This window comes from Microvirga sp. P5_D2 (genome assembly GCF_054049475.1).
In genome coordinates this window covers 1-14,502 of the sequence record NZ_JBFUMH010000023.1, presented here as the reverse complement: position 1 = coordinate 14,502, position 14,502 = coordinate 1, and the positions used below count along the sequence as shown (strand labels likewise).

General features: G+C 60.0%; 13 protein-coding genes. 10 read left to right on the top strand and 3 right to left on the bottom strand.

Annotated elements, in window-relative coordinates; translation table 11 throughout:
- Positions 1-73: 73 nt before the first annotated feature.
- Positions 74-1,441, bottom strand: coding sequence for a cardiolipin synthase (gene cls / locus ACXJKO_RS09370; protein ID WP_457090816.1), 1,368 nt, complete (start codon positions 1,439-1,441; stop codon positions 74-76).
- Positions 1,442-1,830: 389 nt separating this feature from the next.
- Entirely contained in the window at positions 1,831-2,766 is a 936-nt protein-coding gene (locus tag ACXJKO_RS09365) for a LysR family transcriptional regulator (protein ID WP_457090815.1), read from the bottom strand.
- Between the two features lie 141 nt (positions 2,767-2,907).
- On the opposite strand from ACXJKO_RS09365, the gene ACXJKO_RS09360 reads away from it, so the two are divergent.
- From ACXJKO_RS09360 to ACXJKO_RS09325, 8 genes are all read left to right on the top strand, one after another.
- Positions 2,908-4,035: a mandelate racemase/muconate lactonizing enzyme family protein gene (locus tag ACXJKO_RS09360; protein ID WP_457090814.1), complete on the top strand. Its 1,128-nt coding sequence runs from the start codon at positions 2,908-2,910 to the stop codon at positions 4,033-4,035.
- Positions 4,036-4,049: 14 nt separating this feature from the next.
- Complete coding sequence (locus ACXJKO_RS09355) at positions 4,050-5,516, top strand: aldehyde dehydrogenase family protein (protein ID WP_457090813.1); 1,467 nt, start codon at positions 4,050-4,052, stop codon at positions 5,514-5,516.
- 28 nt (positions 5,517-5,544) lie between these two features.
- The gene (locus ACXJKO_RS09350; protein ID WP_457090812.1) at positions 5,545-6,456 is read left to right on the top strand and encodes a 2-deoxy-5-keto-D-gluconate 6-phosphate aldolase domain-containing protein; all 912 of its coding nucleotides are present in this window, start codon (positions 5,545-5,547) and stop codon (positions 6,454-6,456) included.
- A gap of 2 nt (positions 6,457-6,458) precedes the next feature.
- Entirely contained in the window at positions 6,459-7,868 is a 1,410-nt protein-coding gene (locus ACXJKO_RS09345) for an FGGY-family carbohydrate kinase (protein WP_457090811.1), read from the top strand.
- Positions 7,869-7,944: 76 nt separating this feature from the next.
- Positions 7,945-9,153 (top strand): ABC transporter substrate-binding protein, encoded by a 1,209-nt coding sequence (locus ACXJKO_RS09340; RefSeq protein ID WP_457090810.1) that lies wholly within the window; start codon positions 7,945-7,947, stop codon positions 9,151-9,153.
- 76 nt (positions 9,154-9,229) lie between these two features.
- The gene (locus tag ACXJKO_RS09335; protein WP_457090809.1) at positions 9,230-10,153 is read left to right on the top strand and encodes a carbohydrate ABC transporter permease; all 924 of its coding nucleotides are present in this window, start codon (positions 9,230-9,232) and stop codon (positions 10,151-10,153) included.
- Positions 10,150-11,052: a carbohydrate ABC transporter permease gene (locus ACXJKO_RS09330; protein ID WP_457090808.1), complete on the top strand. Its 903-nt coding sequence runs from the start codon at positions 10,150-10,152 to the stop codon at positions 11,050-11,052. The genes ACXJKO_RS09335 and ACXJKO_RS09330 overlap by 4 nt, the downstream gene beginning before the upstream one ends.
- 45 nt (positions 11,053-11,097) lie before the next feature.
- Positions 11,098-12,177, top strand: coding sequence for an ABC transporter ATP-binding protein (locus tag ACXJKO_RS09325; protein ID WP_457090807.1), 1,080 nt, complete (start codon positions 11,098-11,100; stop codon positions 12,175-12,177).
- Between the two features lie 184 nt (positions 12,178-12,361).
- Here the strand turns inward: ACXJKO_RS09325 and ACXJKO_RS09320 are convergent, their stop codons facing one another.
- Complete coding sequence (locus tag ACXJKO_RS09320) at positions 12,362-12,514, bottom strand: hypothetical protein (RefSeq protein ID WP_457090806.1); 153 nt, start codon at positions 12,512-12,514, stop codon at positions 12,362-12,364.
- A 547-nt stretch (positions 12,515-13,061) separates the two neighbouring features.
- On the opposite strand from ACXJKO_RS09320, the gene ACXJKO_RS09315 reads away from it, so the two are divergent.
- Positions 13,062-14,132 carry a class I SAM-dependent methyltransferase gene (locus ACXJKO_RS09315; RefSeq protein ID WP_457090805.1) on the top strand — a complete coding sequence of 357 codons (1,071 nt, stop codon included), beginning with the start codon at positions 13,062-13,064 and terminating at the stop codon, positions 14,130-14,132.
- 203 nt (positions 14,133-14,335) lie between these two features.
- Positions 14,336-14,502 (top strand): IS630 transposase-related protein (locus tag ACXJKO_RS09310; RefSeq protein ID WP_457090844.1); only part of this gene is annotated, 167 nt, incomplete at its 3' end.

The window sequence follows — 14,502 nt, the reverse complement described above, 5'->3', positions numbered from 1 at the left end:
GTCGGGTTTAAGCGGCCGGTTTCCTTCATGTCTGAACAGAAGTGAACCGGAAGCGCCATTCCTGAACACGCCCTCACAGCAGCGGCGTGAGCAGGCGGGCAATGTTCTCGACGATCTTCCTGAAGAGGGGCCGTGTCTCCCATTGCTTCGCCAGAAGGAGGTCGCTTTCCAGAAAATAACGATCCTGCTCCGCCCGCAGCCGCGCTGTCAGTTCGCGGTCGAACAGCACCAGGCTGATCTCGGAATTCAGGGTGAACGAGCGCATGTCGATGTTGCTCGATCCGATCAGCGAAACATCTTGGTCGATGCTCAGGTGCTTCGCGTGAAGCAGCTTGTCCCGATAAAGATGGACCTTGATCCCGGCATTGAGAAGTTCGGTATAGTAAGAACGCTGCGCCAGATTGACGAGCATTTGATCGACAGGCTTCGACAGGACGAGCTCGACCTCGACCCCACGAAGAACGGCCGTTTCCAGCGCATGAAGAAGCGACTCGTTGGGAATGAAGTAGGGCGTCGTGATGACGACCCTCTCACGGGCGCCATAAATAAGCGCCTCGATGACACGCTCGACTCCGGCTTCAGGATAATCGGGGCCGCTCGGCAGCACCTGCGCGATCATGGTGCCGCTGCGGGCCGGCTCCGTGAGCATATTAGGTGTCTTGAGCACCTGTTCGGTTTCCATAAACCAGTCTGCGGCAAACACGGTCTGCAGCTCAAGCACCACAGGCCCGGCGACTCGCACGACAAGTTCCTGATTGGTGACGCGCGGATTGAAGTCGGAATCGACAATATTCTGTGAACCGAGATAGCCAATCCGGCCGTCGATGATGGCGATCTTGCGGTGGTTGCGAAGATCGGCACGGGTCGAGTGGCGACGCAGGAACCTGACCGGAAGGACCAGATGGGCTTCCACGCCGGCAGCTGCGAGAGCTTCCATGGTCTGTGGGGCCCAGGCACGTGATCCCAGCGCATCGATGAGGACGCGGCATGCAATGCCCCGCTCGACGGCGCGCGCCAAGGCCGCGATCACTTTCCGCCCGCTCGCGTCATAGGCGAAGATATAGAAAAGCAGATGCACATGACACGTGGCCGTATCGATATCAGCCACTATGCGGTCGATGGTCTCGTCGTACCGGGACAAGAGCTCCGCTTCGTTCCCGCCGAGTGCCGGAAAGTGACCGAGATTTTGGATCAGCCGTGCGGCTTGGGTCAGGTTAGGCGGCAAATCCGGTTCCTGACGGACACTTAGCTCCCTCACGCGGGAGACTTCTCCCTTGAGCACAGATGGCAACTTTTCAAATTGCACCCGCCGCCACTTCGGATAATTTGGCCGCCCAATGAGAAGATAGAGGGCAACAGCCGGCCAGGGCAGAAAGAACACGAATAGAAGCCAGCCCTTCGCCGCTTCCGGCGAACGTCGGAAAGGGATGATGACAAGCATCAACAACCTGATGATCCACTCGGACATCAGGTAAAGGCTCGCCCATGAGAATACGCTGGTCGGATCCATCAGGCTGCTGCCAAGTTTCCGTAATCGCTGCTTGGGCCGCGATTTTTACGTGATCGCAATCAAGTGACAAGCGCTCGGAATGGGAAAGTTCGACCTGAACCGATGGCCGATCAACGACTGATCCCATCAGCCGCAGGATTAGCCTCTCAGTTTCTTCAGCGTTGGAGACAGGTTAGATCGAACGCGCGTCCAGCGCCGGACCATTAGCCCTTAGCGAGATCAAGGGCCTCGTCCGATAGAGCGGACAGCTTCTGGTCGGGGATCTCCAGAGCACCCATGGTTTCACCTGCCATAAGCGTGTGAAAACCGGAGCGTTCCGATTAATCGCTCTTCTTCCCCTCGGTTTGCAGATCGCGCCTGGAGGTCGTGCAGCTTGGAACATCGGCTGTACCGACCATGAAGTCGAGCAGGGCTCTCGCTGCTGCGGAGAGAGCCCGGTTTTTCGGCCAGTAGACGGAAACATCGCGAACGGCCTCGGGATGGTCGATAGACCGTACGGCAAGGCCGTCGAGGCGCGAGACGTGTAGTGCCAGATCCGTGGTGACGCCGATGCCAATTCGGGCGCGCACGAGTTCGATGAGGGATTGCGGCTGGCTGACCTCGTAAATGACCCGTGGTGGCTCGCGCAGGGAATGCCAGAGTGGGTGCGTAAGAATGGCCTCGGTCTGGTAGCGGCCCGTCATGATCAGCTCGTGCTTCAGCAATTCTTCCGGTGCGATCGCGCCACGCTTGCGGGCGAGGTCGTGATCGGGCGGCATGACGACCTTGAAATTCTCCCGCCACAGAGGATGGCTCTCGAAGAGCGTGCTGGAGAGGGGAGGCGTCGTCTGTCTCAGGAACAGGTTGATTTCGCCACTGATGGCAGCCTGCTCCATATAAGCGCCGCCGAGTTCCACGAGATGAATCTTCACCAGCGGGAAAAGCTCCTTGAATTGCTGCAGCATGCGAGGGATGTAGCCTGCCGTGGCGCTGGGATAGGTGCCGAGGCGAACCGTGCCGCGTCGTGCGCCTAGAAAGTCCGAGACGCTGCCGCGCGCGGCCTCGAACTCGTTGAGAATGGTTCGCGCATGGGCGAGCAGGGCCTCGCCGGGTGGCGTGAGCTGAACGGGGCGGCGGTCCCGGTCAAACAAGGCCGCTCCTAAATCATCCTCCAAGGCGGCGATCTGGGCGCTGACAGTCGGCTGCGAACAATGGAGCGCCTCGGCGGCATTGGCGAACCCCCTGTTCTCGACCACCGAGATGAAAGTCCGCAGCATCTTCGCATCCATCACTAGTATCCGTTTTTTTGATAATGATTATCTAAATTATCATTTTGATTTTATGAAAGTGCAAGCCTAACCTCAGGTCAATCAACGCAGCCCAATGGCTGCCGCAGAAGAGCCAAGGGAGGTTTCAAGGTGACATCCATTCGGAAGATCGAGGCGGCAACGGCCTCCATCCCGCTGCCGGCCCCGACCGGATTTTCCAGTCGGACGGTGACCCAGCGCGAGTACACGCTGGTGCGGGTGACGGGTGACGACGGCGTCACGGGCATTGGCTTCTGCTATCCCGGACATCGTGCCGCTTCGCTCGCGACCCTGGCCGTCACAGATCTCCTGGCTCCCGTCCTCATCGGAGAGGATGCGCATCTCGTGGAGAATGCATGGGGCCGGATGTATCAGGAAAGCCTCCTGCATGGACGTGTCGGTTCCGTCATGCGCGCTCTTTCCGCCATCGACATCGCTCTGTGGGATCGCAATGCCCGCGCGGCGAATTTGCCTCTTCACAAATATCTGGGTGGCCGTTCCAACCGCGTGAATGCCTATGCGAGCGGTGGATACTATATCGCCGGCAAGGGCCCCGATGGCGTTCACAAGGAAATGTCTTCCTATGTGAAGCGCGGCTTCAACGCTGTGAAGATGAAGGTTGGCCGCGTGAGCGCCGCCGAAGATGCGGAGCGCATTGCAGCCGCACGCGAGGCAATCGGCCCCAATGGCATTCTGATGCTCGACGCCAACAATGCCTGGAAGGATCTGCCGTCGGCACTTGCTGCAGTGCGCCTGTGGGAGCCCTACAATCTTTACTGGATCGAAGAGCCCTTCAGTCCCGACGATATCGCCAATCATGCGCGGCTTGCACGTGAGACGCCGGTGAAGGTCGCGACCGGCGAGATCGAAGCAGGGCGTTGGCGCGCCAAGGAGCTGCTCGATGCGGAAGCGGCCGTGTTCCTGCAGCAGGATGCTGCGGTGTGCGGCGGCATCAGCGAGTTGCGCCGCATTGCCGATCTTGCGAGCGGATACGGCGTATCTCTCTGCCCGCACTGGTTCCACGATCTGCATGCACCGCTCGTGAGTGCATTCCCAAGTGCAACCTATGTTGAATACTTCGTGGGCAACGGAGTACATAACTTCTGTGACATCATCGACAATCAGCTTCAGGTCGAGAATGGAGAAATCATTCTCCACTCGCGGCCGGGACTTGGCTTCGATTTTGATGAAGGCGCGCTGGCCAAATACCTGATCGGTCCTTGGCAGGTCGTGCAGTAACAGGACAACGGACCATGCGACTTCCCCTCGCTCTTCAGAACCTCGTCAACGGTCAATGGGTTGGCGATGCGCGCTCCGGCAGCACATCGCTCAATCCTGCCGACCAGCGCCAGGTGGTGGCCCATGTGCCGGATATGTCGCCTGCTGAGGTGACCGCCGCCATCGACGCCGCTGCCGCAGCACTGCCGGGCTGGCGTTCGACACCGAGCGTCGAGCGAGGGAAGTTGCTCTTCCGTGTTGCTGCCCTGATCCGCGACCGCGCGGAAGAGCTGCGTCATCTGATTTCGCTGGAGATGGGAAAGACCATCGGCGAGGCGACGATCGAGGCAGAGCGCTCCGCCGAGATGCTGGAATTCTACGCCGGCATTGGCCGTCTGTCCTATGGCAGCCTCATTCCCGATCGCAGGCCCGGTACGCAGGCCTGGACCGTACATGAGCCCATCGGTGTGGTGCTTGCCATCACGCCCTGGAACGATCCGCTGATGGTTCCCTGCCGCAAGATCGCGCCTGCGCTGATCTCTGGCAACACGGTCGTTCTCAAGCCTTCGCCCGACACGCCCGGAATCGCGCTCATCCTCGCCCAGCTTTTCGCTGAGGCTGGCGTGCCCCCGGGAGTGCTGAATACGGTGACGGGCGACGTGACGGTGATGGGCGAGGCGCTCGTCCGCGATTTACGGATCGCCGGCGTGACCTTCACAGGCTCTACCGCAACCGGAAAATATCTCCGCAAGGCCCTTTCTGATGGGCGCGCGCGTTTGCAGACCGAAATGGGCGGCAAGAATTCCGCTGTTCTGATGGCCGATGCCGATATCGGCGCGGCGCTGAAGCTTCTCATTCCCTCCATCTTCGGCCAGACCGGCCAGCGCTGCACGGCCGTCAGCCGCCTGCTGGTTCACAAAAGCATCATAGGTGAGGTGGAGAAGGAACTCTCGGCGCTCGCTCGCGAAGTGCGCGTGGGTGATGGCTCTTCCGAGACGACGACGATGGGGCCGGTCGTGAACGAGCGGGCGCGTCAGAAGGTGCTGAGTCTCGTCGATTCCGCCATGAGCGAAGGCGCGAAAGTCGCTTATGGTGGTGCAGCGCTTAAAGATGAGCTCTATGCACGGGGCTGCTTCGTGCAGCCAACGGTTCTGACCGGTGTCACGACCAAGATGCGGATCTGGAAGGAAGAGGTCTTCGGTCCTGTCGTGGCGGTGCTGCCCTTCGAGACGCTCGAAGAGGTGATCGCCATGGTCAATGATACCGAATACGGCCTCGCCGCCGGAATCTTCACCAACGATCTCTCGGCGGCCCACACTTTCATCGATCAGGTCGAAGTCGGCCAAGCCGTCATCAACCTTCCCCCGAGCGGCTGGGATGTTCATCAGCCTTTCGGCGGCTTCAAGGATTCCGGGTCTCCGTTCAAGGAACATGGATTGGACGGCCTTGCATTCTACACGCGCATCAAGACAGCGGCGATGAGCTTTCCGTCACGCCGCTAAAGCCAGAATATAGGAGGAAATAAACGCCATGACCGCCGATTCCCGCCCGCCGCTCTACATCCTGGCCTTCGATCACCGTGTTTCGCTGATCAAGATGTTCGGTGAAAATGGTGGCACCTATAACGGCCAGCGTGTCGATTTTTTGGGCCTGAAGGGGATCATCTTCGATGCCCTGCTGGCGAGCCTCGCACCTTTGGGCCTGAAGCATTCAGACGTCGGCATTCTGGTCGATGAAGAGTGCGGTGCAGATATCGCCCATAAAGCCAGGGAACTCGGCGTGATCCTTGCCATGCCCGCCGAGCGCTCGATGCAGAAGGTGTTCGAGCTCGAATACGGCGACAAGTTCGATGAGCATATCGAGAAGTTCGATCCCGATCAGGTGAAGGTGCTCGCCATTCGTGACGACAGCATCGACGCGGAATCGCGGGCTCTCTCTAAGACCCGCCTCAAGGCGCTCTCCGACTGGCTCAAGCCGCGCAGTCAGAAGTTCATGCTGGAACTTCTCGTCTTCCCGACGCCGGCACAGCTTGCCTCGGTCGGCGGCTCGCAGGAGCGGTTCGATACGGAGCTGCGCCCGGCCATGATGGTCGAGACCATCGCCGAATATCAGGATGCTGGCATCGAGGCCGATGTGTGGAAGGTCGAGGGACTCAAAAACGTCGAGCATTACGCCGCCGTCGCCAAGCAGGCGCAGGCTGGTGGGCGCGAGAACGTGGAATGCATTATCCTCGGTCGCGGCGCGCCGGAACCCGTCATCGAGGAGTGGATTCGCACGGCAGCGGAAGTGCCGGGCTTTACCGGCTTCGCCATCGGTCGCAGCACCTGGGCCGACAGCCTCAAGGCGGTTATGGATGGAGCGATCACGCGTGATCAGGCCGTACAGGAAATCGCCGGCCGCTTTAGCTCCTATGTCCGCATGTTCAAAGAGGGGCGTGTCTGACGATGGTGCAGGCGGCGCGCGGATTGCGCGGCATTCTTCTTGGGCTCGATATCGGCACCACAGCCTGCAAGATCCAGGCCGTGGACCTGGAGGGCCGGCATGTTGCGCTCGCCTCCGTGCCGACGCCATGGGAAGACAAGCGCGGCATCCGCCAGCTTGATCCTGAAACCATTCTGAATGTCCTGCTGTCTGCCGTTGACAATGTGCTTGCGCAATGCGCGAACAGCAGGGTGGTGGGCCTCGGCATCACGAGCTTTGCCGAATCCGGGGTTGCCCTCGACTTTGCGGGGAGGCCGCTTACTCCTTTTCTTCCGTGGTACGACCAGCAGGGCACGGATTCTGTCCGTCGGATCGAAGATGCGTTCGGACGACACGGGTTTGCCGAGATCACGGGACTGCCCCTCAACCTGAAGCCATCCATCATGAAGCTTCAGTGGCTCACGGAGAATGCTGCGCCGGCGATAGACTGGAGCCGCTGGCTCAATATGTCGGAGTGGATCGGCTACCGGCTGACCGGCGTTCCATCGACCGAGCCGTCTCTTGCAAGCCGCACGGGCTTCTTCGATGTGTTGGCAAAGCGCGAATCCACGGAGCTGCTGGAATGCGTGGATGCCCCACGCAATTTGCTGTCGCCCTTGCGCCATTCCGGTGAATGCGTCGGGCATGTGACCGGCGATTATCCAGCCCTTGCGGGCGCTGCGGTCACCATCTGCGGCATGGACCATCTCGTCGCCGGTGTCGGTGCTGGCGCAACCCGTCAGGACGATCTGCTCGACTCGTGCGGAACGGGCGAAGCTCTGATCCGACGCATGCCTGATGTGGGCCGCACCCGCAAAGATCTGTCGGACGCGCTCGATCAGGAAATTGCGATCGGTTGTGACATCTTCTCCGGTCAGCTTCAGGCAACGACGAGCTTGCGGTCCGGCATCGGCATGTGGCGGTTCCTCAAGCTGATGGGGAAGGGTGAAGCCGATATCGATGCTCTCGACGCGGCAGCGCTCCAGCTCGAAACGACCGAGAAAAGCCCGATTGTCGACACCATCTGGCTCGACACCGCCTCTCTCAGCAATATCGGCTACGATCCTGATCCCGCCGCGATCTGGCGCGCCGCCGTCGAGTCGGTGCAGCGTCGCGCGCTCGTGCTGGCGGGCCGCATGTCCCAATTCGCAGGCTCGCACGGCCGCATCGTGGCGACAGGCGGCGGATTACGCAGCCTGCTTGTCAGGGAACTGAAGCGGGAGATTCTCGGGCCATTCGAGAAACCTGAAATCATCGAAACTGCAAGCCGCGGCGCGGCCCTGTTCGCGGGTGCTGCGGCGGGCGTCATGCCGGTCATCGAGGTCGGGTCGATGATGTCTGTCCATGAGATTGGCGCGCACGCCGCGCCTCAGATGAAGGCGGTGAGCCACTAAGCCGTCTCTTGATCCGAAGCTGGAGGCAACATCCGGCAGGACAACAATAACTTCACAACCAAGGAGGAAACAGACAATGAATAAATATCTTATCGCAGCCGGCGCAACGGCCATGATGATCGCAGTCGCCGGTTCTTCGGCTTTTGCGCAGGGCACCCGCAAGGAAATCAGCTTCGCCGCATCCATGCTCGGCGAACCGCTGCGCGGCCCCAAGCTCGTGGCTCTCGTGGAAGAGTTCAACAAGAGCCAGAACGAGATTCAGGTGACGCCGATCACCAAGCCCTTCTCGTCCTTCGGCACCACCATGTTCACCCAGATGGGCGGCGGCGGCGGCCCTGACGTGATCGCCTTCGACCAGCCCAACATCTATGCAGCCGCCGAAGCGGGCCTGATCGTGCCTCTCGACGACGTGGTGAAGGGCATTCAATTGCTGCCCGGCAACAAGTCGCTCGTGGTGGATGGCACCCAGTATGGCGTTGCCCTCGATATCAGCAACTACGCGCTGATCTACAACCCCAACCTGGTGAAGAAAGTCCCGACCACCTACGATGAACTTGTGACCGAGGCCAAGGCGCAGACGAAGGACGGCGTCTATGGCTACGCCTTCCGTCAGACTCAGGCCGAAGAGGCCGGCGTGTGGTACGACCTGTCCAACTTCGTCTACGGGAATGGCGGACACTGGGCCGTGAAGGGCAAGCCGACAATCAACAGCCCCGAAACGGTTGCGGGCGTGACGGCCTACAAGAAGCTCTACGATGCCGATGTGATTCCGAAAGGAGCCGATGCGGCGACCTACCGGCGCATGTTCGCCGAGGGCAAGATCGCGATGATGATCGACAATGGCGGCATTCCCACGGTGCTCAAGGGCACCAATGCCAACGTCGCCATCGCCGCGTCTCCCGCACCCCTTCCGACCAAGTCGATCGGTCAGGTGATGGCGGCACTCGGCATCAATAAGAACACGAAGTCGCCCGATGGGGCCAAGGCATTCCTCCGCTGGTTCCTGGCGAAGGAACAGCAGACGAAGGTGCAGGGCTTCCTCGGCGGCTCCACGGCGGCAACCCTGGTTGCGCGCACGCCGCAGGAGCTGGCATCTGCCCCCTACATCAAGACGTTCGACAGCCTGAACGATGTCGCACTGCCTTTCATGCCGGAAGGCCTGGAGGCCCAGACACCGGAAATCCGCAGCATCGTTGTCGAAGCCGTGCTGCGCGCTCTTGCCGGCAAGGCTGACGTGAAGACTGTCCTCGACGAAGCTCAGAAGCGGGTCGAAGGCATCATCTGATCCTTCGATCGACTATCGCCTCATGTCCCTGTGCCTCGAGGCACAGGGACACTGTCAGACTTCTGGGTGGAATGTGATGAGCTCTCAAAGCGACAGCGCCTATTTGGCAAAACTGCACGGCAGCCGCTGGCTGCCCTACTATCTTATTCTTCCGGGTGCCTTGTATCTCATCATCTTCCAGGCGCTTCCCCTGTTGCAGGAAGTCCGGCTCAGCTTTTCCAGGACGTCCCTGCTGAACCCGAGCCGCTTCAACTTTGTCGGCTTCGACAACTTTCTGCGATTGTTTCGAGATGAGACCTTTATCGGCTCGGTCCAGGTCACGGCGATCTATGTCATCGCCTGCGTGATCGGCACGATTGGGTTGGGTCTCCTGGCCGCACTGCTGATGGACCGCAATTTTCGCGGCCGTTCCGCCGCCCGCTCTCTCCTGATCATTCCGTGGGCCGCGCCTCCTGTCGCGATCGCGCTTATCTTCCGCTGGATGCTCAACGGGCAATACGGCATCATCAACCGCGCTCTCGATCCCGTGGGGCTTGCTCCTGTCGATGGCCTGTGGCTCGACAATCCATCCCTCGCGCTGTTCACCGTCGTATGCATCACGATCTGGCAGTTGTTTCCCTTCACGACCGTTGTGATCCTGGCCGCGCTTCAGGCCGTGCCGAAGGAGCTGCGCGAGGCCGCGCAGATCGACGGGGCAGGGCTGTGGATGCAATTCCTTGCCGTGACATGGCCTGTCATTCGCCCGACGGTTTCACTGCTGGCGCTTTTGATGACGATCTGGTCGATCCGTCGCTTCGAGCTGATTTGGCTGCTCACCCAGGGTGGGCCCGTGGGAAGCACGAACACTCTCGTGGTCGATCTCTATCGTCGCGGGTTCATTCTCAACAAGCTTGGTGATGCGGCGGCGGTCGGCATCGTCGGCATGGCGATCTCCATCGTGATCACGATCCTCTATTTCACCATCGCCAGCCGTGCGGCCAAAGCGGAGCTGACCCGATGATTTCAGAACGCATCAGCGGACAAGACGCCAATATTGCCATGACGCAGGATCGGGAAGGCGCACGCGCAGGTTTTTTCCGCGGCATGGGAGGTCAGGCAGCGATCCTCGTCATTCTGATCCTCGTAGGCCTGTCGGTCTTCCCTTTTTACTGGATGTTCGTGACGGCGACGACGAGCGATGCCAACCTGTTCGGTGCCAGCCCCCAGTTGCTGCCCGATCTATCCCTAATCGGCATCTTCGCAAGGATCTTCCATGAAAGCCCGGTCGGCACCTGGCTGCTGAACAGCTTCATCGTGGCGGCGGGAACCACAATCGTCACGCTGGTTCTCTCCGTTCCCATGGCCTATGCGCTCTCGCGCTTCGACTTCTGGGGCAAGGTCGCGCTCGGCATCGCGCTTCTCATGACGCAGATGCTGCCTGAAGCCGTGCTCGTGGTGCCGATCTTCTCGATCTTTTCCCCGCTCGGACTGCTCAACACCTATGCAGGCCTCATCCTGGCGAACGCAGCCTTCACGGTTCCGGTCATCACCTGGATCCTGAAGAACGCCATCGACACTTTTCCCTTCGAGGTGGAGGAGGCTGCCGTGCTCGATGGCTGCACGGGCGTGAGCCTGCTGTGGCGAGTGGTGCTGCCCGTCATCGCGCCGTCTGTGGCGGCATCGGCGGTAATCGCCTTCTTCCACGGCTGGAACGAGTACATCTTCGCGTTGACGTTCATCACGCATGATGACATGCGACCCGCGTCCGTCGGCCTCGCCGGGTTCATCGGCGAGATCACGACGCCGGTGCAATCGGTCATGGCGGTCAGCGTGGTCTACACCATGCCTGCCGTGTTGCTTTACCTTCTGATGCAGAAGTTCATCGTCTCCGGCATGGCCGCAGGCAGCGTCAAGGGCTGACGCAAGTCAGCTATCCCAGGATCCATTTAACGAGTCGAGACAGCCATGACGACAGTCACCTTGAACGGCGTGAAGAAGACTTTCGGTTCGCTCGCCGTCATTCCCAACATCGACCTACAGATCCGCTCAGGCGAGTTCGTCGCGCTCGTCGGCCCGTCGGGCTGCGGCAAGTCAACTTTGCTTCGCATGATCGCCGGCCTGGAAGACATCAACGATGGCCAGATCAGCATCGACGGGCGTGTGGTCAACAATGTCAGCCCGAAGGATCGGAACGTCGCCATGGTGTTCCAGTCCTATGCGCTCTATCCGCAGATGACAGTGGCCGAGAACATGGGATTCAATCTCAAGCTTTCGAAGCGGCCGAAGGCGGAGATCGATGCCCGGGTTGCGGAGGCTGCGCGCATGCTCCATCTCGAAGCGCTCCTTGATCGCAAGCCCGGCCAGCTCTCCGGCGGCCAGCGCCAGCGCGTCGCGATGGGGCGCGCCATTGTCCGAAGCCCCAAGGTCTTCCTTTTCGACGAGCCGCTGTCCAATCTCGATGCCAAGCTGCGCGTTGCCATGCGCGCCGAGATCAAGCAGCTTCATCAGAAAGTTCGCACGCCATCGATCTATGTCACCCATGACCAGATCGAGGCCATGACGCTTGCCGATCGCCTGGTTGTTCTTAACAAGGGTCATATCGAGCAGCAGGGCAGCCCGATGGAGCTTTATGAAAGGCCAGCCAATCTCTTTGTCGCCGGCTTCATCGGCTCCCCGGCGATGAACTTCCTAAAGGCAACGGCACTCGTTCAGGATGATCAAAAAACGGCTTTGCTGTCGGACGGCACCCGGTTGAACCTGGATAGCGGCCTCCATGTCCGTCACGAGCAGCCCATTATCCTCGGACTGCGCCCTGAACATATCGAGATGGCGACAACCGATGACGGTATCGTTGGCCCCGTTCGTATCATCGAGCCGACAGGCGCCCAGACTTTCGTAATCTTCGACGTCGGCAGCGACAGCGTCACAGCCATCGTTGACGGCGACTTCTCCCAAAAAGTGGGGAGCCGTTTCACTGCCTCCGTAACACCAAGCCGCATTCACGCCTTCGATCCCGAAACAGGGGCTGCTTTGCTTCGTAACTGACCGGGAGTTCTCACAACCTGTCTAGCAGGTCGTCAAGCGGAGAGCTATAAGCCGAGTGTATGATGTTACGCGATCTCTTTGATCGGAGGCGTTCCACAGATGTGGAAGGACTCGACAGTCTTCATGCCCCAGGCTTGGCCTTTCTCGCACTCTTCTTCAGTTCAGCTGATCGCCTTCCAATCAGCTAACCGAGTTTCGGGAAGAGTGCCGTCTGCTCGGCAGCCGTGAAGGCGGCATTGGCGGTGACGGTTGCAATGACGATGTCGGCCGCTTCGCACGCTTCATCGGTGCTCTCTGCCGTATGGAGGCTGCTGTCTTTCACGTGGTCACGCAGCATTGAACTCCTTGTTTGACAGGCTGATCTCCGACTCACTCGCTTGCCGCTTTGACTCAGGCATTGCGCTCTGCGCTACCGGTTCTAAAGGCAATCCAAATTGCCTGATTGCTACTCTCGCCGATCAAAACGCTTGTTTATCACACAACCATGAGGCTCTCATGAGTAAGGAGCGCAGGGCCCCCTATGAACGTCTTTATAGAGGCCGATCGTCCCGAAATTGGCAAAGGCAGCTCGGCCCTTAAGACCTAAGATACCTTGGAGAAATCGAATTTTATTTCAGTAGTTTAGATAATAGCGGAGGGGGCGGGCCTGAGCTCGAACATTCTCTGGAATAGGCCATCCAATCCTCCACCGCCTGCGCTTACCCAACACTTATTCCTATCGTCCAAGGTGGACCGGATGGTGCCCCCATACGCACCACTCAGACTAAAATCAGCACCCTAGGCATCTCCATCTGAAACGGATGAACTGCGTGCTCCGAATGAGCTGCCCCTTGCAGATCTGGCTTCATGAGACCACACTTCCCACAGCCCACGCGGAGGGAAGAATGACCGGTCCTCTTACCCGCTTCGCCACACGCGCTGCATATCATACCAGACAGCTGCCCCGGCTCGCCTGGTATGTGGCCCATGCTGCTGCCGTGAGCCGTCTTGCAGAGAGGGTTCGGGAGGAAGAGGGTGACAGCAAGCGCCCTAAGGCTTACACCGTAGCGCCCGTGCCAGACCGTGATCGCCTCTATAAGGATATGGTAGCCCTGTTCCGGCAGGACCTCGCCAATGTTGAGGCTGGCCTCTATCCGCTGCCTGCTGATCATGATGGCTCGCTGTTGGCGCGCCTTCGGCGCTCAAGCCTGTTCTTCGAGGATTTGCCAAGCGTCCACCGCCGGCGCGAGGGCGGTGGGCATAACGAGGTTCTCACGGAAGAAACTCGGGGAAAACGGCCCCGCTACTATCTCCAGAACTTCCACTTCCAGACCGGCGGCTGGATGACCGAGGACTCGGCCAAGCGTTACGATACCCAGGTTGAGGTGTTGTTCAGTGGGACCGCTAATGCCATGCGTCGGCAGGTGCTGCCACCCCTGCACCAGGTTTTTACGCAGCGAGATCAGCGGCAGCTGAGACTTCTCGATATCGGCTGCGGCACCGGGCGCTTTCTCGACTTTGCAAAACAAGCATGGCCGCGGCTTCCCTGTCTCGGGATCGATCTGTCGGAGCCCTATATTCGGGAGGCCAAACATCACCTGAAGCGGTGGTCGTGGCTGAAGCTCGTCGTGGCGAACGGGGAGGCAATCCCGGTTCCGGACGCGAGTCAGGATGCTGTGACGAGCATCTTCATGTTCCACGAGCTCCCGCCCAAGGTTCGTCGGTCCGTCTTCCGTGAAGTTGCCCGGGTGCTGAAGCCCGGCGGCCGTCTCGTTCTGATGGATTCGCTGCAGCGCGGCGACAAGCCAGCGTATGACGGTCTCCTCGATCTCTTCCCGCAGAACTACCATGAGCCGTATTATGCCGGGTATATCGAGGAAGACTTCGGTGCGATGGCCCGAGCGTGTGGCCTAACCTACACCCGTGACGAGACAGCATACGTGTCGAAGGTGATGGTCTTTGACAAACCGGTTTGAGGTCAGGCTCCTAACGCAGCTGTGTCTCTCAAGAAGGAGAGAAGGTTGCCAAAGTTGCGCGCACCTGCTCCACCAGCGATGTGGGCGGACACGGGTTGGATAGGAATGTCACGGCCTGCGCTAAAGCATCGGACTGGAAATTCGACTCCTGGGTTTTGGCCTGGTGCGATCTGTGATTCACTTGCTGGAACGGGAGGTGGATCATGGGTCACTGCTATTCTCTCGATCTTCGGGTGCGGGTCGCCGACTTTGTCGAGGCGGGCCATTCCTGCCGGGCGGCGGCAGGGCACTTTGCCGTCAGCGAGAGCTTCGCCATCAGGCTGGTGCGGCGAACCCGGGACACCGGCTCGCCGGCACCGGACCGCCAGGG

Excerpts from the sequence above, each read along its gene's own strand:
- ACXJKO_RS09350 (WP_457090812.1), top strand. The coding sequence starts at position 5,545 with ATGACCGCCGATTCCCGCCCGCCGCTCTACATCCTGGCCTTCGATCAC.
- ACXJKO_RS09320 (WP_457090806.1), bottom strand. The coding sequence starts at position 12,514 with ATGCTGCGTGACCACGTGAAAGACAGCAGCCTCCATACGGCAGAGAGC.
- ACXJKO_RS09315 (WP_457090805.1), top strand. The coding sequence starts at position 13,062 with ATGACCGGTCCTCTTACCCGCTTCGCCACACGCGCTGCATATCATACC.
- ACXJKO_RS09345 (WP_457090811.1), top strand. The coding sequence starts at position 6,459 with ATGGTGCAGGCGGCGCGCGGATTGCGCGGCATTCTTCTTGGGCTCGAT.
- ACXJKO_RS09330 (WP_457090808.1), top strand. The coding sequence starts at position 10,150 with ATGATTTCAGAACGCATCAGCGGACAAGACGCCAATATTGCCATGACG.
- ACXJKO_RS09335 (WP_457090809.1), top strand. The coding sequence starts at position 9,230 with ATGAGCTCTCAAAGCGACAGCGCCTATTTGGCAAAACTGCACGGCAGC.
- ACXJKO_RS09355 (WP_457090813.1), top strand. The coding sequence starts at position 4,050 with ATGCGACTTCCCCTCGCTCTTCAGAACCTCGTCAACGGTCAATGGGTT.
- ACXJKO_RS09340 (WP_457090810.1), top strand. The coding sequence starts at position 7,945 with ATGAATAAATATCTTATCGCAGCCGGCGCAACGGCCATGATGATCGCA.
- ACXJKO_RS09325 (WP_457090807.1), top strand. The coding sequence starts at position 11,098 with ATGACGACAGTCACCTTGAACGGCGTGAAGAAGACTTTCGGTTCGCTC.
- ACXJKO_RS09365 (WP_457090815.1), bottom strand. The coding sequence starts at position 2,766 with ATGCTGCGGACTTTCATCTCGGTGGTCGAGAACAGGGGGTTCGCCAAT.
- cls (WP_457090816.1), bottom strand. The coding sequence starts at position 1,441 with ATGCTTGTCATCATCCCTTTCCGACGTTCGCCGGAAGCGGCGAAGGGC.